We start from the raw sequence: 25595 nt of genomic DNA, 5'->3' as shown, positions 1-25595 counted from the left end.
GCTTCGCGCTCCCGCCTTTCGGTGGGAGCGCGGTCCCAACCGCAGGAGGATTCTTTTGAGTTACCTCATCGACAGACGTTTGCAAGGCAAGAACAAGTCCGCGGTCAACCGCGAACGGTTCCTGCGGCGCTACAAGGCCCAGATCAAGGACGCGGTCGGGCGCGCCATCAAGGGCCGTTCGATTACCGACATTGAAAATGGCGAGAAGGTGTCGATTCCCGTCAAGGACGTGAACGAGCCCAGTTTCGGCCACGCCCACGGCGGCGTATGGGAAGTCGTCAATCCCGGCAACCAGGAATACCAGAAGGGCGACCAGATCGCCCGGCCCAAGGGCGGCGGCGGTTCCGGCCGCGGCAAGGCGGGCAACAGCGACCAGACTTCCGAAGACGATTTCATCTTCGAACTGTCGCGCGAGGAATTCATGAATTACTTCTTTGAAGACCTCGAACTGCCGAACCTCGTCAAGACCCAGCTCACAGCCACCACCGATTTCAAGAGCCAGCGCGCCGGGTATACCGTGTCCGGCACGCCCAGCAATATCCACGTGCTGCGCTCCCTGCGCGGCGCGCTCGGCCGGCGCATCGCCGTCGGCGGCCCGTCGCGCAAGGCGCTGGCCGAAGCGGAACTGGAACTGGAAACACTGCTGCTGGCCGATGTGCCGCTGGACGACTTCCGTGTCGTCGAGCTGAAGAAGCGCATCCACCACCTGCACACGAAGCTGCTGGCGATTCCGTACATCGACCCGTTCGACCTGCGCTACAGCAACCGCATCAAGATTCCCAAGCCCATGACGCAGGCGGTGATGTTCTGCATCATGGACGTGTCCGGTTCGATGGATGAACAGCGCAAGGACACCGCGAAGCGTTTCTTCATCCTGCTGTACCTGTTCCTGAAGCGGGTCTACGACAAGATCGAAGTGGTCTTCATCCGGCACCACACGGCGGCGGCCGAAGTGGACGAGCATGAGTTCTTCCACTCGCGCGAGTCGGGCGGCACCGTGGTGTCGTCGGCGCTGAACCTGTTGAACAAGATCATCGACGAGCGCTACGGCGCCGGCCAGTGGAACAGCTACGTGGCCCAGGCATCCGATGGCGACAACTGGGACAACGACTCGGTGCTGTGCCGCCAGCTGCTCGCCAATACGATCATGCCGAAGGTGCAGTACTACACCTACGTGGAAATCACCGACGGCCCGCCGCAGAATCTGTGGGAGCAGTATGCGCAGGTGCCCGAGATCCACCGGCACTTCGCCATGCAGAAAATCGTCACGCCGGCCGACATCTATCCGGTATTCCGCGAACTGTTCAAAAAGCAGCCCAAATAGTCAACCACCCCGCCCCCAGGGGCGGAGCTCGACAGGCACATGCCTCGACAGCTCGGGTTTGGAGCAAAACCAATGAACCAGATGATGAAACGACCGCCCCACCCGCGCGCGCTGCCGGAACAGTCGGAATGGACGTTCGAGCTGATCGAGCAGGCGCACGAGGAAATCAAGCGGGTGGCCGAGGCGTTCGGCCTCGACACCTATCCGAACCAGCTCGAGATCATCACGGCCGAGCAGATGATGGATGCCTACACGTCCGTCGGCATGCCCGTGTCGTACAGCCACTGGTCGTTCGGCAAGCACTTCCTGTCGACCGAAAAAGGCTACAAGCGCGGCCAGATGGGCCTGGCCTACGAGATCGTCATCAACAGCAATCCCTGCATTGCCTACCTGATGGAAGAAAACAGCCTGACGATGCAGGCGCTGGTGATCGCGCACGCGGCCTATGGGCATAACTCCTTCTTCAAGGGGAACTACCTGTTCCGCACGTGGACCGATGCCGAGGCGATCATCGACTATATGGTGTTTGCCAAGAATTACATCGCCGAGTGCGAACAGCGGCACGGCATCGATGCGGTCGAGCTGCTGCTCGATTCCTGCCATGCGATCCAGAACTATGGCGTCGACCGCTACAAGCGGCCGGCCAAGCTGTCGCTGGCGCAGGAGCAGCGCCGCCAGAAGGAGCGCGAAGCCTACCTGCAGTCACAGCTCAACGAGCTGTGGCGCACATTGCCGAAAAAGGCCGAAGAGGAAACGGTGGCCCAGGCCCCCAACCGCTTCCCGCCCGAGCCCGAGGAAAACCTGCTGTACTTCATCGAGAAGTACGCGCCGCTGCTGGAACCCTGGCAGCGCGAACTGGTGCGCATCGTGCGCAAGATCTCGCAGTACTTCTACCCGCAGCGGCAAACGCAGGTCATGAACGAAGGCTGGGCCACGTTCTGGCACTACACGATCCTGAACCAGCTCTATGACGAAGGGGTGGTCGGCGATGGCTTCATGATGGAATTCCTGAAGAGCCACACCAATGTCGTCTACCAGCCGCCGGTGCACAGTCCCTATTACAATGGCATCAATCCGTATGCGCTCGGCTTCGCGATGATGACGGACATCCGCCGCATCTGCGAGAATCCCACGGCGGAAGACCGCGAATGGTTCCCGGACATCGCCGGCAGCGACTGGAAGCAAACGCTGCACTTCGCAATGCGCAACTTCAAGGATGAAAGCTTCATTGCCCAGTACCTGTCGCCGCGCCTGATCCGGGAATTCCACTTCTTTGCCGTGCTCGATGACGACCGCAATGAAAAACTGTCCGTCTCGGCCATCCACGATGAGATGGGCTACCGATACGTGCGGCAGCAGCTGGCCGACCAGTACAACCTGGGCAATCGCGAACCGAACATCCAGGTCTGGTCCGTCAACACGCGCGACGACCGCGCGCTGACCTTGCGCCATACCCAGTTCAACCGCCGGCCGCTGAACCAGCAGGCACATGAAGTGCTCAAGCACGTCGCGCGCCTGTGGGGCTTTGACGTGCATCTCGATACCGTATCGCCCGAAGGCAAGCTGATCAGCACTCTGGAATGCAAGCGTGAAAAGCGCGGCCGCATGATCTGACCCGTTTCATCCGGTCCTACATATCGGCGGGCAGCCTGGCGGCTGCCCGCCGCTGTTTCTCCGGACCGGACATGGTGTCGCAAGGCTGGTTCCTCCCCCTCCCCCTCCCTCTTTGCATGCCATCGGAGCCTCTCATTGGCATGGCTTCCACGGCTTCCAAAACGGCACTGACTGGTCTGACCGCATTACAAGATCGGTTCGACCGGACCTACATTTCCTGGCTGCCTCGGCATTTTTTCTGTAGTGAACTTTCAAGCTTGTTTTTTTTGCATTCGCATACCCCGTGCGGGCTGCAAATTGCATATACTGGAAGGTCAAAGGTACCGCTCCCATTCTTATGAAATAGCAAGTTTCGGTACCAAATTTTTCATTGCTCAAAGGGAGGGAAACGCGCAGAAAATTCTGTTTTTTTCGCATTTGGAAAACTTCAGGACATTGTTTGCACGGCTTGCACAGCGTTGGTCATCGGTGCCCTGGAACGGACGCCAGATTGGTGCAAGGAAGCAGCTAAGGGCATGAAATTTAACCAGTTTTTTGAGCCCAAAATTCTATGTACAATGAAGAATTCGTATGTATAATTCGCCGACGTCCCGGATGCGGCTGTAGCTTTGTGTCGCTATTTTGGGGTTCAAGTAGAGTAGGTATTGGAGAAAGCAGGCATGAATTTTAGTGATAACGGGAAGGTCAAAAAGAACTATACCGGCATCGTGGTAGTGGTTGCTTTGCACATCGTTGCTGGTTACGCATTGGTGTCGGGCATGGGCAAACGGATCGTCACTAAAATGATCGAGCCGGTTGAAACCAAGATCATCGAAGAGGTCGCTCCACCGCCGCCGAAGGAGCTGCCTCCGCCGCCTCCGCCGCCGGAAATGAAAGCACCGCCACCACCGTTCATTCCGCCGGTCGAAGTGAACGTGCAACAGCCGCCGCCACAGCAGAACGTGATCGCCAACACGACCCAGCAAAAGCCGGCAACGACCGAGCTGGCGAAAGCGGCACCACCGGCACCTCCTGCACCGCCGGCGCCGCCAGCCCAGTCCGTACGGGTTCCTGCAGTGGCTGACTTCAGCACCTGCGCGAAACCGGAATGGCCGAAGTCGTCGCTGCGTAACGAAGAAACCGGTACGGTCACCCTGTCGTTCCTGATCGGTGTCGACGGTCGCGTGGCCGATTCCAAGATCGTGAAATCCAGTGGTTTCAGGGATCTGGACAAGGCCGCCGTGAATGGTATCGGCAAGTGCAAGTTCAAGCCGACCATGGTCGATGGCAAGCCGGAGCAGGCGTGGATGCAGATGCAATACGTCTGGACGCTGGAATAACCCGAGACAAAGTCTCATTTAGCAAGATTCGTTGTCGTTACGTTCAGCGAACTGATCTTTTATCAATTTGGAGGAAGCATGTTTAAGAATACCCGTTTGTCCGCTGTACTGGCCGCTGTGCTGTTCTCGGTGACCGCAGCAACCGCCCTGGTAAGCGCGCCGGCCATGGCCGATGCACCTGCCCCGGCCGCCGCGGACGCGCCTGCAGCGCCGGCAGCGGATGCGGCAGCAGCACCAGCAGCTGATGCTGCTGCACCGGCAGCCGACGCAGCAGCGCCTGCTGCCGACGCAGCACCAGCTGCTGCTGGCGGCCATGGCGCCACGGAAGAAGTGGAAAACCCATTCGGCTTCAAGGCAGCATGGGAATCCGGCCCTGTCGCCAAAGGCACCATCATCATCATGTCGATCATGTCGATCGGTTCGTGGTACATCATCATCACCAAGTTCCTGGACCAGATGAAGATCATGCGTCAAGCACGTGAAGCGACTGCCAAGTTCTGGAAAGCGTCGTCGATCGCCGCCGGCACCACGACCCTGGCCGAAGGCTCGCCGTTCCGCTTCATCGCTGAATCCGGCACCAAGGCTTCCGCTCACCACGATGGCGCCCTGCTGGAGCAGATCGACCTGTCGACCTGGGTGACGATGTCGATCCAGCGTTCGGTGGACAAAGTGCAATCGCGCCTGCAGGACGGCCTGTCGTTCCTGGCAACCGTGGGTTCGACCGCACCGTTCATCGGTCTGTTCGGTACGGTGTGGGGTATTTACGGTGCACTGACCGCCATCGGCATGACCGGTAACGCGTCGATCGACAAGGTTGCAGGTCCGGTCGGTGAAGCACTGATCATGACGGCATTCGGTCTGGCAGTCGCAGTTCCGGCCGTTCTGGGCTACAACTGGCTGGTGCGTCGTAACAAGTCCGCAATGGAAGAAGTGCGTACCTTCGCTGCTGACGTGCACTCGGTGCTGATCTCCGGCGCGATGTCCACCGCTGACTCCGCTACTCGTGCGAAAAAAGTAGGCTAATACCATGTCGATGTCCGTAGGCTCCGATAGCGGAGGCGAAGACCAGGTCATGTCGGAGATCAACACGACGCCCCTCGTGGACATCATGTTGGTTCTCCTGATCATCTTCCTGATTACCAGCCCGGTCGTTCTCAAACTGCAGAAAATCACGCTGCCGTCGGAGATCAACCAGGCGATCCAAACGAAGCCGGAAAATGTCAACATCGTCGTCAACAAGGACGGTGACATCTACTGGAATCAGAAGAAAATGGCGGACACCAATGAGTTGTTCGATTTTCTGAAGGTCGAGGCTGTGAAGGTGCCGCAACCCGAAGTGCATGTGCGTGGCGACAAGGAAGCCAAGTACGAGTCCATCGGCCGCGTGATCTTCACGACCCAGCGTGCTGGCATCCAGAAGGTTGGTTTCATTACCGAACCGCCTGACAAGATGTAAGGCCCCTGCCCGGCCGGCTGTTTATTTACTGCCGGCCGGGCAGTCTTTGAAAAAGGAACACACCCATGAGTATGAATGTCGGTTCGGGCAGCGCCGCTCCCAACGCGGATCCGGAACCAATGATGGAAATGAACATGACACCGCTCATCGACGTGATGCTGGTGCTGATCATTATGCTGATTATTACGATCCCGAAAGCAAACCACTCGGTGAACCTGAACATGCCGGTCGGTACGCCGCCGCCATCGACGGTGGAACCGGTGGTCGTGACGATCGACGTGGACTTCGACGGTACGATCCTGTGGGACGGCCAGACGGTCCCGGATCGCGCAACGCTGGAGCAAAAACTGATGAACGTGGCAGCGCAGGCGGATCAGCCTGAAGTGCACCTGCGTCCCAACAAGCTGGTCGAGTACAACGCCGTTGCAGGCGTGATGGCTTCGGCTCAGCGCCTGGGCGTCACGAAAATCGGCCTCGTCGGTAACGAGCAGTTCCAGTAAGAGTATTCCCTGGACAGTTTCGATTCCGGTATACAAAGATCGCGGTACTTCGGTACCGCGATTTTTGTAAGCGCGGGTAACTTTTGAAACTCAGGAGTACGGCTCTTTATTTTCCACGATAGGCAGGTTATCCTGCCTATTCTTGTTTTTTGATGAAAGATACCTCGCTTATGTCCAAGTTCCGTCTCGCCCATCTCGGCCTGGTAATGGCCGCCGTCGGCTTTACCGCTGCAGCTCCCATGGCTGGCCTGGTGTCCGCTGCCCATGCTGCCGATACGGTCCGTGCCGAAGTGGGCAAACCATTGCAGGAAGCGCAGCGACTGCTGAGCAGCGGCAAGGCCCGCGAAGCAGTGGCCAAATTGAAAGATGCCGATGCCGTCGGCAACAAGACCGAATTCGAGAAGTACCAGATCGAGCGCGTGCGCGCAGCCGCCGCCTCCACTGCCGGCGACACCCCGACCGCCATCAGGGCCTTCGAGACGCTGATCGCCTCGGGTCGCCTGTCGGCTTCCGAGAAAGGCAAGTTCCAGGAAGGCCTGGCCGGCATGTACTACCGCGCCAAGGATTACCCGAAAGCGATCACGGCGATCCAGGGTGTCCTGAAGGACAATCCGAACAACTCCACGATGCAGCAGCTGCTGACGCAGACCTACTTCATCAGCGGCCGTTTCAACGAAGCCGCTGCCGCGCTGAAGTCCGGCAAGCAGAACGAGGAAAGCCTGCAGATGCTGGCCAACATCCAGCTGAAGCAGAACGACAAGGCCGGCTACGTGCAGACCATCGAGAAGCTGGCCGCCAGCTACCCGAAAGCCAGCTACTGGGCCGACCTGCTGAACCGCGTGCAGGGCAAGCCGGGCTTTTCCCGCACGCTGGGCCTGGACCTGATGCGCCTGCGCCTGGCGCTGGGCCAGATGACCAAGCCTTCGGAGTACATGGAAATGGCCCAGCTCGCACTGCAGGCCGGCAATGCGCCTGAAGCGATCAAGATCATCGACCAGGGCTACAAGAAAGGCGCGCTGGGTACCGGCACCGACGCAGCCCGCCACCAGCGCCTGAAAGACCTGGCCAACAAGACCCTGGCCGACAATACCGCCGCCCAGGCAACCCATCAAGCCACCCTGATCAAGGAGAAGGATGCGGACGGCCTGTTCAATATGGGTTATGCCATGGTTACCGCGGGCAAGGCCAGCGAAGGCATTGCGCTGATGGACCAGGCAATGGAGTTCGGCACGGCACGCCGTCCGGAAGAAATGAAGCTGCACTATGGCATCGCGCTGTTCAACGCCGGCAAGAAGCAGCAGGCGCTGACGGCCCTGAAGAACGTCAAGGGCACGGCCGGCGAATCCGACCTGGCACGTTACTGGACCCTGTATATCAACAATCCGAACGTGGCCGCGTAATTTCCTGCACGGTTCCCGTTCTGAAAGCGCCGTCCTGCTCCGCAGGCGGCGCTTTTTACTTGGGTCGCCGCGGACTCCCCTGGTGCGCTGCGGCATTTCCCATGTGAATTTGTAAAACCGCCGTATAATCCGTGGTTCAGGCAAAAGATTGCATATCCATGAAGGTATTTCGCGGACTTCCCAACGCAGCGTCCCGTGCGCCCTGCGCCCTCACCATCGGTAATTTCGACGGCGTCCACCGAGGCCACCAGGCCTTGCTGGCCCACGTCCGCACCGCCGCATCCCGCCTTGGCCTGGAAGCAGCCGTCATGACATTCGAGCCGCATCCGCGCGAGTTCTTTGCCCACAAGCACAAAGACCTGTCGAAGGCGCCACCGCGTATCGCCAACCTGCGCGACAAACTGGCCTCGCTGGAGGCGAACGGCATCGACCGCGTCATCGTCGAACATTTCTCCGACAGCTTTGCCGCCCTCACCCCGCAGGAATTCACCGAGCGCGTGCTGGTCGATGGGTTGCACGTCAAATGGCTGATGGTCGGCGACGATTTCTGCTATGGCGCCCGCCGCGCCGGCAATGTGCAGATGCTGCACGAAGCCGGCGAGCGCTACGGTTTCGAGGTGGAAACGCTGGAAACCGTGATGAGCGGCGCCACCCGCATTTCCTCGTCGGCGGTGCGGTCGGCGCTGGCGCACGGCAACTTCCCGCAGGCCGAGCAATTGCTGGGCCATCCCTACTCGATTTCCGGCCACGTGATCCATGGCCAGAAGCTGGGCCGCACGATCGGCTACCCGACGCTGAACCTGCGCGTGCCGCACCGCCCTGCCCTGTCCGGCATCTTCATCGTGCAGGTGCATGGCATCGCCGACACGCCGCTGCCCGCCGTGGCCAGCCTGGGCGTGCGCCCCACCGTGGAAGATGCGGGCCGCGTGCTGCTCGAGGTGCACATCTTCGATTTCGCCGCCAACTTGTACGGCCGGCGCATCAAGGTGGAATTCCTGGAAAAGATCCGCGACGAGGAAAAGTTCGTCGACCTGCCCACGCTGACGGCGGCGATCGACCGCGACGCGGCGCAGGCGCGGGCCTGGTTCCGCGAACGCGGCGCCATTACGGCCACCGACCGAATTTGAGTGCCGGCGACCTGTCCCGTACAGCGCCGGCCTCCATTGCGCCGTCCTTCAAACCGACGCTACTGAACCGAATTACTCCATAAAGAATCACCATGTCCGACAAACCAAAAAAGGCCGACAGCAAGGCCCCAAGCAAATACGCGGTCAACATGACCGACACCCCGTTCCCGATGCGCGGCGACCTGGCCAAGCGCGAGCCGAACTGGGTGAAACAATGGCAGGACAAGAAGGTCTACCAGCGCATCCGCAAGGCCGCCAAGGGCCGGCCGATGTTCGTGCTGCACGACGGTCCGCCGTATGCCAACGGCGACATCCACCTGGGCCACGCCGTCAACAAGATTCTGAAGGACATGGTCGTCAAGTCGCGCACGATGGCCGGCTTCGACGCGCCTTATGTACCAGGCTGGGATTGCCATGGCATGCCGATCGAGATCCAGATCGAAAAGCAGTACGGCAAGAACCTGCCGACCGCCGAGGTATTGACCAAGGCGCGCGCCTATGCGCTCGAGCAGATCGACAGGCAGCGCGCCGGCTTCATCCGCCTGGGCGTGCTGGGCGAATGGGACAACCCCTACCTCACGATGGCCTACGGTAACGAGGCCGACGAACTGCGCGCGCTCGGCAAGCTGCTGGAAAAGGGCTACGTGTACCGCGGCCTGAAGCCCGTGAACTGGTGCTTCGACTGCGGTTCGGCGCTGGCCGAGGCGGAAGTGGAATACCAGGACAAGCGCGATCCGGCCATCGACGTGGGTTTCCCGTTTGCGGAGCACGAGAAGATCGCCGCCGCATTCGGCCTGCCGGCACTGCCCACGCAGACGGGTTTCATCAACATCTGGACCACCACGCCCTGGACGATCCCGTCGAACCAGGCGCTGAACGTGCATCCGGAAGTGACGTACGCGCTCGTCGAAACGTCGCGCGATGTCGATGGCGCACCAGCGCCGCTGCTGCTGATCCTCGCGCAAGACCTGGTCGAAGCCGCGCTGCAGCGCTACAAGCTGGAAGGCAAGATCATCGCCACGACCACGGGCGCGCAGCTGGAAAACATCCGCTTCAAGCACCCGCTGCATGCGCGCGACGCGTTCTACGACCGCTATTCGCCGGTGTACCTGGCCGACTACGTGACGACCGATTCCGGCACCGGCATCGTGCACTCCGCGCCGGCCTACGGCCTGGAAGACTTCGTGTCGTGCCGCCAGCACGGCATGAAGGATGACGAAATCCTGACCCCGGTGATGGGCGACGGCAAATACGTGTCGACCCTGCCGCTGTTCGGCGGCATGACGATCTGGGAAGCGTCGAAGCCCATCTGCGACGCGCTGCGCGAAGCGGGTGCGCTGTTCGAGCTGAAGATGTTCGACCACAGCTACATGCACTGCTGGCGCCACAAGACCCCGATCGTCTACCGCGCCACGTCGCAGTGGTTCGCCGGCATGGACGTGCAGCCGATCGATGGCGGCTCCACGCTGCGCGAAACGGCGCTGGAAGGCATCGCCGAGACGCAGTTCTTCCCCGACTGGGGCAAGGCGCGCCTGCACGGCATGATCGCCAACCGCCCGGACTGGACCCTGTCGCGCCAGCGCCAGTGGGGCGTGCCGATGGCCTTCTTCGTGCACAAGGAAACGGGCGAGCTGCACCCGCGTACCGCCGAACTGCTGGAGCAGGTGGCGCAGCGCATCGACAAGGGCGGCATCGACGCCTGGCTGGCGCTCGACCCGCAGGAACTGCTGGGCGACGATGCGGCCCACTACGTGAAGAACAAGGACACGCTGGACGTGTGGTTCGATTCCGGCATCACGCACCAGACCGTGCTGCGCGGCTCGCACGCCGCGCAGTCGCACTTCCCGGCCGACCTGTACCTGGAAGGCTCGGACCAGCACCGCGGCTGGTTCCACTCGTCGCTGCTCACGTCGTCGATGCTGAACGGCCGCCCGCCCTACAAGGCGCTGCTGACGCACGGCTTCACCGTCGATGGCGAAGGCAAGAAGATGTCGAAGTCGCTGGGCAACACGCTGGCGCCGCAAAAGATCTCGGACACGCTGGGCGCCGACATCCTGCGCCTGTGGGTCGCCTCCACCGACTATACGGGCGAGCTGTCGATCTCCGACGAGATCCTGAAGCGCGTGACGGAATCGTACCGCCGCCTGCGCAACACGCTGCGCTTCCTGCTGGCGAACACGTCGGACTTCGATCCGAAGGCGAACGCCGTGCCGACCGCGGAACTGCTGGAGACCGACCGCTACGCGCTGGCCAACCTGGCCGTGCTGCAGCAGTCCGTCGAGAAGCACTACGAACAGTATGAATTCCACCCGGTGGTGTCGAAGCTGCAGAACTACTGCTCCGAAGACCTGGGCGGCTTCTACCTCGACATCCTGAAGGATCGCCTGTACACGACGGCCGTCGATTCCACGGCGCGCCGCTCGGCGCAGACCGCGCTGTGGCACATCACGCAAAGCCTGCTGCGCATGCTGGCGCCGGTGCTGCCGTTCACCGTCGAGGAAGCGTGGGCCGTGTTCGCCGCGGGCGAGCAGTTCGCCGCGTCCGACGAAACCATCTACACGCAGACGTTCTGGCAGCTGCCGGCGATCGCCGATGCCGAAGCGCTGCTGGCCAAGTACGCGACGATCCTGGCCGTGCGCGCCGAAGTGACGAAGCAGCTGGAAGACCTGCGCACGTCCGGCGCCATCGGTTCGTCGCTGCAGGCCGAGCTGGAAATCAGGGCGGCCGGCGACAAATACCGCGCCCTGGCCAGCCTGGACGACGACCTGAAGTTCGTGTTCATCACATCGCTGGCGCAAGCCGTCGAAGTGGCGAACGATGTCGAGGAAGCGGTCGCCGTGGCCGCATCGAAGGCGGAAAAATGCGAACGCTGCTGGCACTACCGCGCCGACGTGGGCGCGCACGCCGACCATCCCACGCTGTGCGGCCGCTGCTACAGCAACCTGTTCGGCGCCGGCGAAAAGCGCCGTTTCGCGTAACGCAAAGCCGGCAGCGGATACGAATGCCGTTCGGTTGGCGGCATTCGCTGTCATTCGCGTCGCTGGCGCACTGGTGTCGGACACCCGCCTTTTGGTGTCGGACACCGGTTTTCGGCGAAGACATCTTCGAACGCTGGCTTGCACTACCAGTGTCGGACACCGGTAGTGCAAGCGCTAACTGAACGGCATGCACGATAGCGACCGGTTTTTTGAAACATTTCATTAAAACCGGTGTCTGTCACCGGTTTTTCTGCAATATTCCTGGCGGACCCACGGACCCGACAACAACAATGGCAAAATCCAAGAAAACCTTCTCCAGCAAACCCGCCGGTGGCAGCATGGCGCCGTGGCTCGGCATTGCCGCCATCATCATCCTGGTCGACCAGCTGACCAAGATCACGATCGAAAAGCTGTTCACCTATGGCGAGGAGCTCTACGTCACCAGCTTCTTCAACCTGGTACTGGCATACAACAAGGGGGCGGCGTTCAGCTTCCTGTCCAACCAGGGTGGCTGGCAGCGCTATTTCTTCACGGCGATCGGCATCGGCGCCGCCCTGTTCATCGTCTACCTGCTGCGCAAGCACGCGGCGCAGCGGCTGTTCTGCTGGTCGATGTCGCTGATCCTGGGCGGCGCAGTGGGCAATGTGATCGACCGCATGGTCCACGGCCACGTGATCGACTTCCTCGATTTCCACTGGCGCGGCATCGGCCACTTCCCGGCCTTCAACGTGGCCGATACGGCGATCTGCATCGGCGCGGGGCTGCTCATCCTCGATGAGCTGCGGCGCGTGAACAAATAATGCGAGTCCCTCAAGACAATCGCGGCGAAGGAACGGCATGGAACTGACCGGCAAGAAGATCGTCCTCGGCCTGTCCGGCGGCGTGGCGTGCTACAAGGCGGCGGAACTGTGCCGCGCGCTCACGAAGGAAGGCGCATCCGTGCAGGTAGTCATGACGGATGCCGCCACCCACTTCATCACGACGGTGACGATGCAGGCCCTGTCGGGCAAGCCCGTCTACACCGACCAGTGGGACCCGCGCGTCGACAACAACATGGCGCACATCGACGTCACACGCAACGCCGATGCGATCGTGATCGCGCCATGCTCGGCGGACTTCATCCGCAAGCTGGCCCACGGCGCCTGCGACGACCTGCTGTCGACGATGTGCCTGGCCCGCCCGCGCCACGTGCCACTGCTGGTGGCCCCGGCCATGAACGTGGAAATGTGGACCAATCCGGCCACCCTGCGCAATGCCGAACAATTGCGCGAGGACGGCATCCGCATCCTCGGCCCGGCCGCCGGTGAACAGGCGTGCGGCGAAGTGGGCATGGGCCGCATGCTGGAACCGCAGCAGCTGCTCGACGAGATCGTGGCGGCCTTCCAGCCGAAGGTCCTGGCGGGCAAGCGCGTCCTGATCACGGCCGGTCCCACGTTCGAGGCCATCGATCCCGTGCGCGGCATCACCAACCTGTCGTCCGGGAAGATGGGCTACGCTGTGGCCCGCGCCGCCCGCGAAGCCGGCGCCGACGTCACGCTGGTCTCCGGCCCCACCGCGCTGCCCACGCCGCACGGCGTCATGCGCATCGACGTGCAGAGCGCCCGGGAGATGATGGACGCCGTGAACCGCCACATCGATGGCCAGCACGTGTTCATCGCCGTGGCCGCCGTGGCGGACTGGCGGGTGGCCAATCCCAGCACGCAGAAGGTCAAGAAGACCGAAGGCGGTGCAGGGGGAGCAAAAGGCCCGGAACTGCAGTTCGAGCAGAACCCCGACATCCTCGCCACCATCGCCGCCCGCACCACGCTGGCCGGCCATCCTTACTGCGTTGGTTTCGCGGCCGAATCGGAGAACCTGCTCGAATACGGCTCGGCCAAGCGCGAACGCAAGGGCATCCCCCTTCTGGTGGGGAACATCGGCCACCACACGTTCGGCCAGGACGACAACACGATCGTGCTGTTCGACGAGCACGGCCACACGATCCTGCCGCAGGCATCCAAGCTCACGCTGGCACGCCAGCTGATTTCCGAAATCTCGAAACGCACCAGCAAACACTCGCTGTTCCAATAATGAAATCCATCGACGTCAAAATCCTCGACCCGCGCATGCACGACCTGATGCCGGCCTACGCCACGCCCGGCAGCGCCGGCCTCGACCTGCGTGCCTGCCTCGACGCCCCGCTCACGATCGAGCCCGGGCAGACCGTGCTGGTGCCCACGGGCCTGGCGATCCATATCGGCGATCCGGGCTATGCGGCGATGATCCTGCCCCGCAGCGGCATGGGCCACAAGAACGGCATTGTTCTGGGGAATCTGGTAGGCTTGATCGATTCCGACTACCAGGGCCAGTTGATGGTCTCGACGTGGAACCGGGGCCAGAACGCATTCACGCTGCAACCGATGGAACGCCTGGCCCAGCTGATCGTCGTGCCCGTGCTGCAGGTCGGCTTCAACGTGGTGGAGGAATTCGGTGCCAGCGAACGGGGCGAAGGAGGCTTCGGCAGCACCGGCAAGCATTAAGTATCAAGCATCAAGTATCAAGCATCAAGCACCAGGGTCCAGGAACAATACAGGAAGGAACCATGGCAGGAACCGCGGTACACGTCACTTTGCAAGTCGCTTCGCGCACTATTCCCATCACCCATCGCGCATCGGTCCTGAGCGCGGTCGCGGCGGCCATGCTGCTGTCCGCCTGCTCCACGGTACCGCTGTCCCAGCCCTCCGCGCCGGTCGTCGACTCGTCGCAACCGGCCGTGGAAGCGCCGCTGGTCACGCCGCGCATGCAGGCGGCACGCGCCGCGCTGGACACGATGGTCACCCAACAGGACAGGCTGTACCGTGTGGCGGCCCCCCTGCTGATCAATAACGTCGACCTGTGCCGCACCGCGGCGCGCGGCCTGCTGGGCTTTACGGCAAAGAACAAGTGGTCGTATCCGGGCGACTATGCGGATGCCGCGGCGGCCGTGCTCGGCTATGACGATACGCTGCGCGTCTCCGGCGTGCTGCCGGGCAGCGGCGCCGCGCGCGCCGGCCTGCGCAAGGGCGACCTGCTCATTGCCGCCGACGGTCGCGCGCTGCCCACCGGCTCGGGTGCTGAAACGGCCGCCGCCGGCGTCTTCGCCCCCCTCGTTTCCGGCCGTACCCAGTTGTCGATGACGGTCGGCCGCGACGGGAAGACGCAGATGCTGAAGGTGCCCGTCACGCGCGCCTGCGCGATGCGGGTCGACCTGGGCAATGCCGACAACGTCAATTCCTACGCCGACGGCGGCCGCATCGCGGTCACGCGCGGCATGATCAATTTCGCCGGTGGCGACGAAGCGATCGCCTACGTGCTGGCCAAGGACATCGCCCACAACGTGCTGGGCCACGCGGCCGTCGCGCGCAACACGGCCGCCATCGCGGCCATCATCGACAACGTCACGCGCGTGCAGCCGGACCAGACGCAACTGGCCGGCACCGGCAACGTGAAGCCGTTCGCCGCCGGCCAGGAGACGGCGGCCGACTCGCTGGCGCTGTACATGCTGGCGCGCGCCGGCTATGGCGTCGAGCGCTACAAGGCGTTCTGGCAGCGGCTCGCGGCGCAGTATCCGGCTTCGGTGCCGAACGGCTACATGGCGGTCCATCCGAACCTGGCACCGCGCCTTGCCGCGATCGACAAGGTGGTGGCCGACATCAAGGCCAAGCAGGCCGCGAAGAAGCCGCTGGTGCCGTGATGCTGCGTGCCACCCTCTTCGTCCTGTGCACGGTACCCGCCCTGGCGCATGCTGTCACGTGGACGAAGGCCGGCAGCACGAAGGACAGCCGCGTGTACATCGACAAGGCATCGGTCAAGAAGGGCGGAGCGAAAGGCGACGAGGGCGCTCGCCGTGCGTGGACGCTCGAATCGTTCGGCAAGCCGCAAACGGCGCCCGACGGCAAGCAGTACCTGTCCGTCAAGGCGCTGCACCTGTACGACTGCGAGGAGCGCAGCGTGACCTTGCAATCGCAGACGTTCTACCCCGAGGCGATGGCAAAGGGCGAAGCCGTCGGCACCTACAAGTTCGAAGCTTTCGATGCCGAGAAGGTGGAAGCGGATTCCCGCTATGCGACGGCCATGAACACCGTGTGCGGCCGGGCGCGGGCAGCGAAAGCGGCGTCGTAGTATAGTCCGGCCATGGACAGCATCGATCTCGAAGTACTCAAGACCAGCGCTGCGTGGATCGCGGCCGGGCACCGCTGCGAACTCGTTACCGTGATCCGCACGTGGGGCTCGAGCCCGCGCCCCGTCGGCGCCACCCTGGCCATCTGCGACGATGGCCGCGTCGTCGGCTCCGTCTCCGGCGGCTGCATCGAGGACGACCTGATCGACCGCGTGCGGCGCGAAGGCATCACCCGCATGCTTCCCGAAATCGTCAGCTACGGCATCACGGCCGACGAAGCGCACCGCTTCGGGCTGCCCTGCGGCGGCACCATCGAACTGGCACTCGAACCGCTGTCCGAACACAGCCGGATCGCCGAACTGCTCGAGCGCCTGGAACAGCACCAGCTGGTGGAACGCCGGCTCGACCTGCGCACCGGCGCCGTGCGCCTCGACCGCGCCGTCGCCGGCAACGTGCTGACACGTACCGACGATGAACTGGTCACCCAGCACGGCCCGCGCTGGCGGCTCCTGATCATCGGTGCCGGGCAGCTGTCGCGCTTCGTCGCGCAGATCGCCATCGCCATGGACTATCACGTCACCGTCTGCGATCCGCGCGAGGAATACCGCGCCGGCTGGATGCTGCCCGACGTGCGGCTGGTGCACGCGATGCCCGACGACCTGGTGATCGAAATGAAACTGGACCGGCGCAGCGCCGTGATCGCGCTGACGCACGACCCCAAGCTGGACGACCTGGCGCTGATGGAAGCGCTGAAGTCCGAAGCGTTCTACGTGGGCGCGATCGGCTCGCGCGCCAACAATGCCAAGCGGCGCGAACGGCTGCTGCAGTTCGACCTCGACGAAGCGCAGCTGGCCCGGCTGCACGGGCCGATCGGGCTGTACATCGGCAGCAAGACGCCTTCCGAGATCGCCATCTCGATCCTGGCCGAAATGACGGCGGTGAAGAATGGCGTGCCCCCGTCGCTCCAGGTCAATCACGCCGCCGCCCTCGAAGCGCCGGGCGACAACGTGTGCGCGGTCGAATTCGACAACAAAGTCAAGGTTGCCTGACCCGGTAGCCTGAAGCGGGCCACCGCCGCAGCAATGGCCGCAGCAATGGCCGCAGAGTGAGCTCATGTCCGCCATCCCGGGCATGAGCCGAACAATAACGACAAGCCCCATGTCCACCGCCAACCTGTTCCGCCTGATCCTGCTCGCCGCCATCTGGGGCGCCTCGTACCTGTTCATGCGCATCGCCGCACCCGTGCTGGGCCCGGCCATACTGATCGAATACCGCGTCGTGTTCGCGGCGCTGTTCCTCGCGGTCATCGCGGTGATGATGAAAAAGCCGCTGCACTGGAAACGCCACTGGAAGCATTACGTCATCCTCGGCTTCTTCAATTCCGCGCTGCCGTTCCTCCTGTTCGCGTGGTCGGCGCGCACCTTGTCGGCGTCCGTGCTCGCCGTGCTCAATGCCACGGCGCCCATGTGGGGCGCGCTGATCGGCGCCGTATGGCAGCGGCAGATGGTCGGCCCGCGCGTGCTGCTGGGGATCGCGCTCGGCACGGCCGGCGTTGCCTTGCTGGTCGGCTTCGACCATGTGAGTTCGCGCGACGGCGCCGGCCTGGCGATCGCCGCCGCGCTGTTCGCATCGTTCAACTACGGCATCGCCAGCACCTATGCGAAGGCGGCGCCGGCCGTGGAACCGTTCGCCAATGCGCACGGCAGCATGTGGACGGCCGCACTGATGGTGCTGCCGTCGCTGCTGTTCTTCCCTGCACCCGGCGAGCCGACCGCCGGCATCATGGCCGCCGCCGTCGCGCTGGGCGTGCTGTGCAGCGGCGTCGCCTACCTGCTGTATTACGGATTGATCCGCGATGTCGGCGCGACATCGGCGTTGACCGTCACCTTCATCAGCCCGCTGTTCGGCATCCTCTGGGGCGCGCTGTTCCTGGGTGAAGTCGTTGGCTGGTACACGGTGGCCGGTGCCGTCATCGTGATTGGCGGCACCGTGCTCGTCACCGGCTACCGGCCCGGCTTCGGCGGCAAGGCCAGGCCGGCATGACACTGCAGCGCACGATCCCGCTGCCGCCGGGCTACCGCCTGCGCGACGTGCTGGCCTTTCACCGCCGCGATGGCGAAAATACCGCCGAAATCGTCGGACCGGATTCGCTGCGCAAGGGCGTGATGCTGGACGGCGTGCCCGTCGTGCTGGCGGTCGGCTTCACGTCATCGGCGGCATTCTGCACGGGAGAGATCGACGGCGAGGCGATGCCCGTGCTGGAGCGCCGGATCGACGAGGCGTTTCGCAGCATCCTCGGCCTGCGCATCGATCCTGATCCGTTTTGCGCATTCGCGGCGGCCGATCCCCTGCTCGGTGCACTCGTGCAGCGCCAGCCGGGCTTGCGAATCGTGCAATCGGCTACCGTGTTCGAAGCACTGACGTGGGCCATCATCGGCCAGCAGATCAACCTGCCCTTTGCCATCGCGCTGCGCCGTACCTTCATCGTGCTGGCGGGGCGCCGGCATTCGAGCGGCCTGTGGTGCTATCCCGAAGCGGCCGACGCGGCGCGCATCGCGGTCGACGATTTCACGTCCCGCAAGTTCTCCCGTTCGAAAGCGGAAACACTGCTGCGCTTTGCCCACCTGGTGGCAAACGGCGAACTCGACCTCGAACCGGGCCCGGACAATCCGATCGAGGCAATCGGTGAGCGCCTGCTGGTGATCAAGGGCATCGGCCCGTGGACGGTCAATTACGGCATGCTGCGCGGCTACGGCCATGCCGACTGCTCGCTGCATGGCGACGTGGCCGTTCGCGCGGCGCTGCAACGCCTGCTCGGTGAGGAAAACCGGCCCGATATCGCCCGCGCCGAGCGGATCTTGCAACAATATCAACCGCACCGTACGATGGCCGCTGCGCACCTGTGGGCCAGCCTGGCCAAGCCTGAAGACCCTTCCTGAAAAAACTGTTGACCCTCACGCAACGTCAGGCTTCACGATGGCCTTACCGAAGAGGAGCTGACGATGCTGAAGATTGGACAACTGGCGAAACACGCAGGCCTGACGGTCCGCACCCTGCACCATTACGACGAAATCGGACTGCTCCGCCCTTCGGTCCGCACCGATGCCGGCTACCGGCTGTATCACCGCGATGACGTTGCCCGCCTGCAGCAGATCCAGGCGCTGCGTCAACTCGGCATGCCGTTGGCCGACATCGGACATTTCCTGGCCCATTCCGGCACCTCCGCCCTGGCGATCGTCGAACGCCAGTTGGCGGCGCTGCAAGACCGGATCGACGAAGCGACGCGCATGCATGCGCATTTGCTGGGTTTGCACGCGCGGCTGGCGCGCGGTGAACAACCGGAATTGGCCGATTGGCTGACCACACTGGAGCAAATGAACATGTACGACAAATATTTTTCAAAGGAAGAACTGGCAAACCTGCGCATGGTGCACGATGAAGATTGCCGCGCCGAATGGGCGGCATTGGTTGCCGAGGTCGGCAAGATCATGGCGGCGAAAATAGCACCGACCAGCCTGGAAGCAAAACAACTGGGGCAGCGCTGGCTTACGATGCTCGAACGCGATACCGGCGGCAATGCCTCGCTCATTGCCCGCCTCGATTCAATGCATGTCAACGAGCCGGCGCTTCAGGAAAGCACCGGCATTACGCCGGCCATGCACGCCTATATCGCCGAAGTAATCGGCGAAGTGAAACTGGATGCCTGGTCCAAGCACTTGCTGCCTGCGGAAGTGGAACGCATGCGCCGTCACCAGCGTTCGCGCGGCAGGGAGTGGTTTCCATTATTCGAATCGATCCGTCAGCAATTCCATGCCGACCCGGAGGGGAATATGCCCGAATCGAAACGCATTGCCCGCCACAAGTTTGAATTATTCCACGATATGGTGGGCGATCATCCCGAAACGCTGGGACGCTTTCGCACGGCAGTGGAAAACGAGCCGGTGCTGCGCGTGGCCCGCGGGTTGACGGATGAGATGGTTGCCTGGCTGCGCGCAGCCTATCAAAGCGCCTGAAAGAACATTTATCCGCTAGTGATCGCCAGATCATGCTGTAATCCTGTCTGATCGAACCAGATTCCAGCATAACTTTGGCGTAATTCACTTGGCGCCGCGCCCGAAACGCCTTGGGCAACTCGTCACCCTCGGTTGCCGGGCCGCCGCGCCGCCTCCGCTGTCTTCATAGATGCTCGGGTAAAACAGGCAATATGTCCCGAAGGCGGTTTTCACCTGGTAAATCTTTTTCGGATCGTTCGGTGCACTGAACAATTCAATACGCGCCGCCTCGTACCATTTGAGGGGCACGGCCAGTTTTGCCGCGGTAAAAGCCCGGTTCATGACGGCTTCGATCGAATCCGGCGTCGGGCCATATGTGTGGATTTCATTGATGGGCCGGGTTTCCCGATCGGCTTTTCCCGCCTGCCTGACCAGGCTGTCGATATCCAGGCGCGCGGGTTCCGGAAATGAATCGGCATGATCGATGGGAGCCGGCTTTTCCATGGGCTCCGGTTCCGCAGCCGTATTTACGATGTATGGCGGTATTGCCACCGCAGCCCTGGACGATAGGGTGAGCCGAGCGGTGGCGGGTGTGGCCGGAAGGGTCGGGATTTTGGCCACCACCGGCTTGCGGGGCGCCTGGATAAACACGAGGCGGGAATACCGGGAGGCCGGTGCCTGGCCTGCACGGAAATGATCCTGCAGCAGCAGATAAAATGTGAGCAGGTGCAGCGCTGCCACCAGGATAAACCCCGCCAGCGAATTTCCGCCGCGCGTCACGATTTTCATGCGAGCCGCCGATATTTACGAAATAGCAAGTATATCGGCGACGTGAAGGAAATACCGCCCTGGAAATAAAAAAACCGCCATCGTGAATGATCACAATGACGGTTTTTTCGGAATTCTGGTTGCGGGGACAGGATTTGAACCTGTGACCTTCGGGTTATGAGCCCGACGAGCTGCCAGACTGCTCCACCCCGCGTCTGATGAAATGAATTATACGGGGTTCCACTGCTTTAGGCAATATCAATCCTCGTTTTCTGCATGATAGACCGGCTGTATATGTCAGCAGGCATGGCCCGGCGGTGTGGCGCAGGTTCCGCGCGGGCAGGCAAACGGTGTAAAGTAGACACGACAACCGAAACCGAACTGTATGCAAATTTTATGAAATACTGCTCCGAATGCGCCAACCCTGTCGAGCTGATGGTCCCGGCCGGGGACAATCGCCCACGCTACGTCTGCACGCATTGCGCCGCGATCCATTACCAGAATCCGAAAATGGTGCTCGGCACGATCCCCGTGTGGGAGGGCGACGGCGAAGTGCGCGTGTTGCTGTGCCGGCGGGCGATCGAGCCGCGCTACGGGTACTGGACGCTGCCGGCCGGCTTCATGGAAAACAATGAAACCACGGCCGATGCCGCCGAGCGCGAAACCCAAGAGGAAGCGGGCGCCAATATCGCGCTCGGCCCGCTGTTCGCGCTGCTGAACGTGAAGCACGTGCACCAGGTGCACATGTTCTACCTGGCCACGCTGCGCGACCTCGACTTCGCGCCCGGCGAAGAGAGCCTCGATGTGAAAATGTTCACGGAAAGCGAAATCCCGTGGGAGGAGCTGGCCTTCCCCACGATCCGCACCACACTGGAATGCTTCTTTGCCGACCGCGCCAGGGTGCTGGAGGGCGGCAGCTACGGGTTCCACACGCAGGACATCACGCGTCCCATGCGCGGCGACTCATGATCCCCTGGCTCGGCGCCCACACCCCGTTCCCCGACGTATCCGAAGCGCTCACCACCGAGGCGCCCGGTTTGCTGGCGGCCGGCGGCGACCTGTCGCCCGAGCGGCTGCTGGCGGCCTACCAGCGCGGCATCTTTCCCTGGTTTTCGGAAGGGCAGCCGATCCTGTGGTGGAGCACCGATCCGCGCATGGTGCTGCATACGGACGAGTTCAAGATCTCGGACAGCCTGGTGAAAACGCTGAAGAAGGTGGAAAAAAGCGCTCGCACGGACGGGCGCTGGCAGGTGCGCTTCGACAGCGCGTTCGAGGCAGTGATGCGCTCGTGCGCGGCGCCGCGGCGCGACGGCCCCGGCACCTGGATTTCCGAAGACATCATCCGCGGCTACACCGGCCTGCACGGCCTGGGCTTTGCCCATTCGTCCGAGGTGTGGCTCGATGGCGAGCTGGTGGGCGGTGCCTATGGCGTGTCGATCGGCCAGATGTTCTATGGCGAATCGATGTTCGCCCGCGTGTCGGACGCGTCGAAGGTGGCACTGGCCTACCTCGTGCATTTCCTGAAACTGCAAGGCGTGGAGATGATCGACTGCCAGCAGGAGACGGGCCACCTGGCCTCGCTGGGTGCGCGCCCGATACCGCGCGCGGCCTTCCTCGCCCACCTGAAACGGGCCATCGCAAAGCCGCGGATTCGCGACTGGCGGCCGATATCGCCCGTGGTTGTCAAATAATACGCCGACACCGCTGAGGGCCGGGTGCACAGCGTTTTTCGTGAACGCGCTATGATACGAACAACCGCCATCCCCTCGACAGGTTCTGCATGACGCAGCTGAACGACCTCCCCTTTGCCGCGCTCCAGTTCTACACCACCGCGCCCTACCCTTGCAGTTACCTGGAGACGCGCCAGGCCCGCTCCCAGGTGGCCACGCCGTCGCACCTGATCAATGCGGACGTGTATTCCGAACTCGTGCGCAACGGCTTCCGCCGCAGCGGCATCTTCACGTACCGCCCGTATTGCGACGGGTGCCAGGCATGCATCCCCGTGCGCGTGGTGGCGGAAGCATTCGCGCCCACGCGCGGCCAGCGCCGCGCATGGGCCCGGCACAGCGACCTGCGCACGGGCGTGGCCACCCTGTCGTTCTCGGACGAGCATTACGCGCTGTACCTGCGCTACCAGAGCACGCGCCATGCCGGTGGCGGCATGGACCAGGACAGCCGCGACCAGTATGCGCAATTCCTGCTGCAGAGCCGCGTCAACACGCGGCTGGTGGAATTCCGCGACCCGGATGGCGTGCTCCGCATGGTATCGATCATCGACGTGCTGTCCGACGGCCTGTCTTCCGTGTACACGTTCTTCGATCCGGACGTGCCGGGCGCATCGTTCGGCACCTACAACGTGATGTGGCAGATCCAGCAGGCGCGCGAGCTGGGCCTGCCCTATGTCTACCTGGGCTACTGGATCGAGGAAAGCCCGAAAATGAGCTACAAGATCAAGTTCCAGCCACTGGAGGCGCGCCGCAAGGGCGTATGGGCCGTCATGCCGCGGGTGGAGGACGGAACGCAGTAGCAGGCGGGCAAGGTAGAATATCGGGCATTGCGCTTTTATTGCGTCTTCGACCCATCCCGCTGTTTTCCTCGCCCCCTCCATGTCCGACAAATTCCTGTATTCCCTCGCGCGTCCGGCGCTGTTCTCGATGGACGCCGAATCCGCCCACCATTTCACCCTCGACAACCTGAAACGCCTGGCGAAACTCGGCCTGCTGCGCACGATCGTACGGGCGCCGAAACCGGACCCGCGTACCGTGATGGGCGTGCAGTTCAGGAACCCTGTCGGCCTCGCCGCCGGCCTGGACAAGGATGGCGCCTACATCGATGCGCTGGCCGACCTGGGCTTCGGCTCGATCGAAGTGGGCACCGTGACCCCGCGCGCCCAGCCCGGCAACCCGAAGCCGCGCATGTTCCGCGTGCCCGCCGCGCACGGCATCATCAACCGCATGGGCTTCAACAACGGCGGCGTGGATGCGTTCGTCGCCAACGTGCAGTCGTCGCGCTTCTACCAGCAAGGTGAAGGCGTGCTGGGCCTGAACATCGGCAAGAACGCCGACACGCCGATCGAGCGCGCGGCCGACGACTACCTGCACTGCCTGCAGAAGGTCTATCCCTACGCCAGCTACGTGACCGTGAACATCTCGTCGCCGAACACGAAGAACCTGCGCCAGCTGCAGGGCGGCTCCGAACTCGACGGCCTGCTGGGGCAACTGAAGGATGCCCAGCAGCGCCTGGCGGACCAGCACAAGCGCTATGTGCCGCTGGCGCTGAAGATCGCCCCCGACATGGACGAGGACCAGGTGAAGAATATCGCCGATGCGCTGGTGCGCCACCGCATCGATGGCGTGATCGCCACGAACACCACGCTGTCGCGCAGCGCCGTCGAAGGCATGCAGCATGGCGCCGAAGCGGGCGGCCTGTCCGGCGCGCCCGTGTTCGAACTGTCGAACCGCGTCATCCGCCTGCTGAAGGCCGAGCTGGGCGACGCCCTGCCGATCATCGGCGTGGGCGGCATCATGCGCGGAAATGATGCAAAGGTTAAGATCGATGCCGGTGCCCAGCTCGTGCAGCTGTACAGCGGCCTGATCTACGCGGGCCCGGCGCTCGTTCGCGATTGCGCGGACGCCATCCGTAAAACCTGACGCAAATTCGAGGAGTTCATGGAAAAAATCAAACTGGGCCGTACCGATGTCGACGTCACGAAGATCTGCCTCGGCACGATGACGTGGGGCCGGCAGAATACGGAAGCCGATGCGCATGGCCAGCTCGACTACGCGATCGAGCGCGGCATCAACTTCATCGACACGGCCGAGATGTACCCGGTGCAGCCGAGCGCCGAAACGCAGGGCCTCACGGAGCGCTACATCGGCACGTGGCTGAAGAAGAGCGGCAGGCGCGACGGCATCGTGCTGGCCACGAAGGCGGCCGGCCCGAACCCGAACATCCACTGGGTGCGCGGCGGCGAGCAGAACTTCGACGAGAAGAACCTGCGCGCCGCGGTCGAGACGAGCCTGCAGCGCCTGCAGACGGACTACATCGACCTGTACCAGCTGCACTGGCCGAGCCGCAACGTGCCCATCTTCGGCAACAACGCCTTCGATCCGGCCGCCGAACGCCCTTGCGTGGCGATCGAGGACACGCTGGCCGCGTTGGGCAAGCTAGTCGACGAAGGCAAGATCCGCCATATCGGCGTGTCGAACGAATCGAGCTGGGGCGTGTCGGAATTCATCAAGCAGTCCGAAACGAAGGGCCTGCCGCGCATCGCCACGATCCAGAACCTGTACAACCTGACCGCGCGCCACTACGAGACGAGCTTCCTGGACGAGACGTGCTTCCGCGAAGACGTGACGCTGCTGGCCTACAGCCCGCTGGCGTTCGGCCAGCTGACGGCGAAGTACCACGACGACCCGAAGGCGCACGGCCGCCTGACGATCTTCCCGCCGACGTGGAGCCCGCGCTACCTGCGTCCCGCCGTGCTGGAGGCCGTGGCGCAGTACACGAAGCTCGCGCGCGACAATGGCCTCACGCCCACGCAGCTGGCGCTGGCCTGGTGCTACTCGCGCTGGTTCGTGGGCTCCACCATCATCGGCGCCACCACGCTGGCGCAGCTGCAGGAAAACATCGACGCCTACGCCGTGAAGCTGCCGCAGCACGTGCTGGAAGCGGTCGATGCGATCCATGCCAGCCTGCCCAACCCGGGGCAGTAGCCGAGGGCGTAAGCCTGGTTCCATCCACCCGCAACTGCCGGGGTCAGACCCGGCGGGGCTTTGCCGGGGTTTCAAGGAGCACTGCTCCTTGCCGGCAAAGCGGTGTTGGCATGCAGGCCAACACTCTTCCTGACCCCAGGGCCTGCCTTGGGGTGGAAGCAGGCCCGCGGCTCACTGCCTATATGCACCCCGCGCATAAGCAAACCCCTACTCCGTCGTTCGTGCCGTGCGGTCGACCAGCTAACATAGCGCGGTCAATCAACT

General features: G+C 63.0%; 24 protein-coding genes and 1 tRNA gene. 23 read left to right on the top strand and 2 right to left on the bottom strand.

Annotated elements, in window-relative coordinates; all coding sequences use genetic code 11:
- The first annotated feature begins 55 nt into the window (after positions 1–55).
- The 18 genes from ACY65G_RS24615 to ACY65G_RS24530 all read left to right on the top strand — a co-directional run bounded on the left by ACY65G_RS24615 (position 56) and on the right by ACY65G_RS24530 (position 19869).
- Positions 56–1324: a YeaH/YhbH family protein gene (locus ACY65G_RS24615; RefSeq protein WP_464999915.1), complete on the top strand. Its 1269-nt coding sequence runs from the start codon at positions 56–58 to the stop codon at positions 1322–1324.
- 39 nt (positions 1325–1363) lie between these two features.
- The gene (locus ACY65G_RS24610) at positions 1364–2938 is read left to right on the top strand and encodes a SpoVR family protein (RefSeq protein ID WP_464999914.1); all 1575 of its coding nucleotides are present in this window, start codon (positions 1364–1366) and stop codon (positions 2936–2938) included.
- Between the two features lie 659 nt (positions 2939–3597).
- Positions 3598–4257 (top strand): energy transducer TonB, encoded by a 660-nt coding sequence (locus ACY65G_RS24605; RefSeq protein ID WP_137314331.1) that lies wholly within the window; start codon positions 3598–3600, stop codon positions 4255–4257.
- A 78-nt stretch (positions 4258–4335) separates the two neighbouring features.
- Positions 4336–5280, top strand: coding sequence for a MotA/TolQ/ExbB proton channel family protein (locus tag ACY65G_RS24600; RefSeq protein WP_464999913.1), 945 nt, complete (start codon positions 4336–4338; stop codon positions 5278–5280).
- Between the two features lie 4 nt (positions 5281–5284).
- Positions 5285–5713, top strand: a complete 429-nt coding sequence (locus ACY65G_RS24595) for an ExbD/TolR family protein (protein ID WP_130187905.1) — start codon at positions 5285–5287, stop codon at positions 5711–5713.
- A gap of 65 nt (positions 5714–5778) precedes the next feature.
- Positions 5779–6213 carry an ExbD/TolR family protein gene (locus ACY65G_RS24590; RefSeq protein WP_464980235.1) on the top strand — a complete coding sequence of 145 codons (435 nt, stop codon included), beginning with the start codon at positions 5779–5781 and terminating at the stop codon, positions 6211–6213.
- 170 nt (positions 6214–6383) lie between these two features.
- A complete protein-coding gene (locus tag ACY65G_RS24585) occupies positions 6384–7613 on the top strand; it encodes a tetratricopeptide repeat protein (RefSeq protein WP_464999912.1) in 1230 nt (409 codons plus the stop codon).
- A gap of 158 nt (positions 7614–7771) precedes the next feature.
- Complete coding sequence (locus tag ACY65G_RS24580; protein ID WP_464999911.1) at positions 7772–8740, top strand: bifunctional riboflavin kinase/FAD synthetase; 969 nt, start codon at positions 7772–7774, stop codon at positions 8738–8740.
- Between the two features lie 92 nt (positions 8741–8832).
- Positions 8833–11718 (top strand): isoleucine--tRNA ligase, encoded by a 2886-nt coding sequence (ileS, locus tag ACY65G_RS24575; protein ID WP_464999910.1) that lies wholly within the window; start codon positions 8833–8835, stop codon positions 11716–11718.
- 290 nt (positions 11719–12008) lie between these two features.
- Positions 12009–12518 (top strand): signal peptidase II, encoded by a 510-nt coding sequence (lspA, locus tag ACY65G_RS24570; protein ID WP_464999909.1) that lies wholly within the window; start codon positions 12009–12011, stop codon positions 12516–12518.
- A gap of 37 nt (positions 12519–12555) precedes the next feature.
- On the top strand, positions 12556–13788 hold the full coding sequence (gene coaBC, locus ACY65G_RS24565; RefSeq protein WP_464999908.1) for a bifunctional phosphopantothenoylcysteine decarboxylase/phosphopantothenate--cysteine ligase CoaBC: 1233 nt from the start codon (positions 12556–12558) through the stop codon (positions 13786–13788).
- On the top strand, positions 13788–14237 hold the full coding sequence (gene dut / locus ACY65G_RS24560; protein ID WP_464999907.1) for a dUTP diphosphatase: 450 nt from the start codon (positions 13788–13790) through the stop codon (positions 14235–14237). The genes coaBC and dut overlap by 1 nt, the downstream gene beginning before the upstream one ends.
- Positions 14238–14299: 62 nt before the next feature.
- On the top strand, positions 14300–15430 hold the full coding sequence (locus ACY65G_RS24555; RefSeq protein ID WP_464999906.1) for a M48 family metallopeptidase: 1131 nt from the start codon (positions 14300–14302) through the stop codon (positions 15428–15430).
- Positions 15430–15858, top strand: a complete 429-nt coding sequence (locus ACY65G_RS24550; protein WP_464999905.1) for a surface-adhesin E family protein — start codon at positions 15430–15432, stop codon at positions 15856–15858. Before ACY65G_RS24555 ends, ACY65G_RS24550 begins: the two co-directional genes overlap by 1 nt.
- A 12-nt stretch (positions 15859–15870) precedes the next feature.
- On the top strand, positions 15871–16905 hold the full coding sequence (locus ACY65G_RS24545; protein WP_464999904.1) for an XdhC family protein: 1035 nt from the start codon (positions 15871–15873) through the stop codon (positions 16903–16905).
- Between the two features lie 109 nt (positions 16906–17014).
- A complete protein-coding gene (locus ACY65G_RS24540; protein WP_464999903.1) occupies positions 17015–17899 on the top strand; it encodes a DMT family transporter in 885 nt (294 codons plus the stop codon).
- Positions 17896–18795: a DNA-3-methyladenine glycosylase family protein gene (locus tag ACY65G_RS24535; protein WP_464999902.1), complete on the top strand. Its 900-nt coding sequence runs from the start codon at positions 17896–17898 to the stop codon at positions 18793–18795. The genes ACY65G_RS24540 and ACY65G_RS24535 overlap by 4 nt, the downstream gene beginning before the upstream one ends.
- 63 nt (positions 18796–18858) lie before the next feature.
- The gene (locus tag ACY65G_RS24530; protein WP_464999901.1) at positions 18859–19869 is read left to right on the top strand and encodes a MerR family transcriptional regulator; all 1011 of its coding nucleotides are present in this window, start codon (positions 18859–18861) and stop codon (positions 19867–19869) included.
- A gap of 84 nt (positions 19870–19953) precedes the next feature.
- On the opposite strand, the gene ACY65G_RS24525 is transcribed toward ACY65G_RS24530, so the two are convergent.
- Both ACY65G_RS24525 and ACY65G_RS24520 read right to left on the bottom strand, forming a co-directional pair.
- Complete coding sequence (locus ACY65G_RS24525) at positions 19954–20637, bottom strand: hypothetical protein (RefSeq protein WP_464999900.1); 684 nt, start codon at positions 20635–20637, stop codon at positions 19954–19956.
- A gap of 116 nt (positions 20638–20753) precedes the next feature.
- Positions 20754–20830: transfer RNA gene (locus ACY65G_RS24520), tRNA-Met, on the bottom strand.
- A gap of 182 nt (positions 20831–21012) precedes the next feature.
- On the opposite strand from ACY65G_RS24520, the gene ACY65G_RS24515 reads away from it, so the two are divergent.
- The 5 genes from ACY65G_RS24515 to ACY65G_RS24495 all read left to right on the top strand — a co-directional run bounded on the left by ACY65G_RS24515 (position 21013) and on the right by ACY65G_RS24495 (position 25331).
- Positions 21013–21585 carry an NUDIX hydrolase gene (locus tag ACY65G_RS24515; protein WP_464999899.1) on the top strand — a complete coding sequence of 191 codons (573 nt, stop codon included), beginning with the start codon at positions 21013–21015 and terminating at the stop codon, positions 21583–21585.
- The gene (gene aat, locus ACY65G_RS24510) at positions 21582–22307 is read left to right on the top strand and encodes a leucyl/phenylalanyl-tRNA--protein transferase (protein WP_464999898.1); all 726 of its coding nucleotides are present in this window, start codon (positions 21582–21584) and stop codon (positions 22305–22307) included. The genes ACY65G_RS24515 and aat overlap by 4 nt, the downstream gene beginning before the upstream one ends.
- An 89-nt stretch (positions 22308–22396) precedes the next feature.
- Positions 22397–23143, top strand: coding sequence for an arginyltransferase (locus ACY65G_RS24505; RefSeq protein ID WP_464999897.1), 747 nt, complete (start codon positions 22397–22399; stop codon positions 23141–23143).
- A gap of 79 nt (positions 23144–23222) precedes the next feature.
- On the top strand, positions 23223–24266 hold the full coding sequence (locus ACY65G_RS24500; RefSeq protein WP_464999896.1) for a quinone-dependent dihydroorotate dehydrogenase: 1044 nt from the start codon (positions 23223–23225) through the stop codon (positions 24264–24266).
- An 18-nt stretch (positions 24267–24284) separates the two neighbouring features.
- The gene (locus ACY65G_RS24495; protein WP_464999895.1) at positions 24285–25331 is read left to right on the top strand and encodes an aldo/keto reductase; all 1047 of its coding nucleotides are present in this window, start codon (positions 24285–24287) and stop codon (positions 25329–25331) included.
- The last annotated feature ends 264 nt before the right edge of the window (positions 25332–25595 follow it).

It is taken from the genome of Pseudoduganella sp. jia 12 (genome assembly GCF_055502675.1).
This window is presented reverse-complemented; position numbering and strand designations above follow the sequence as displayed.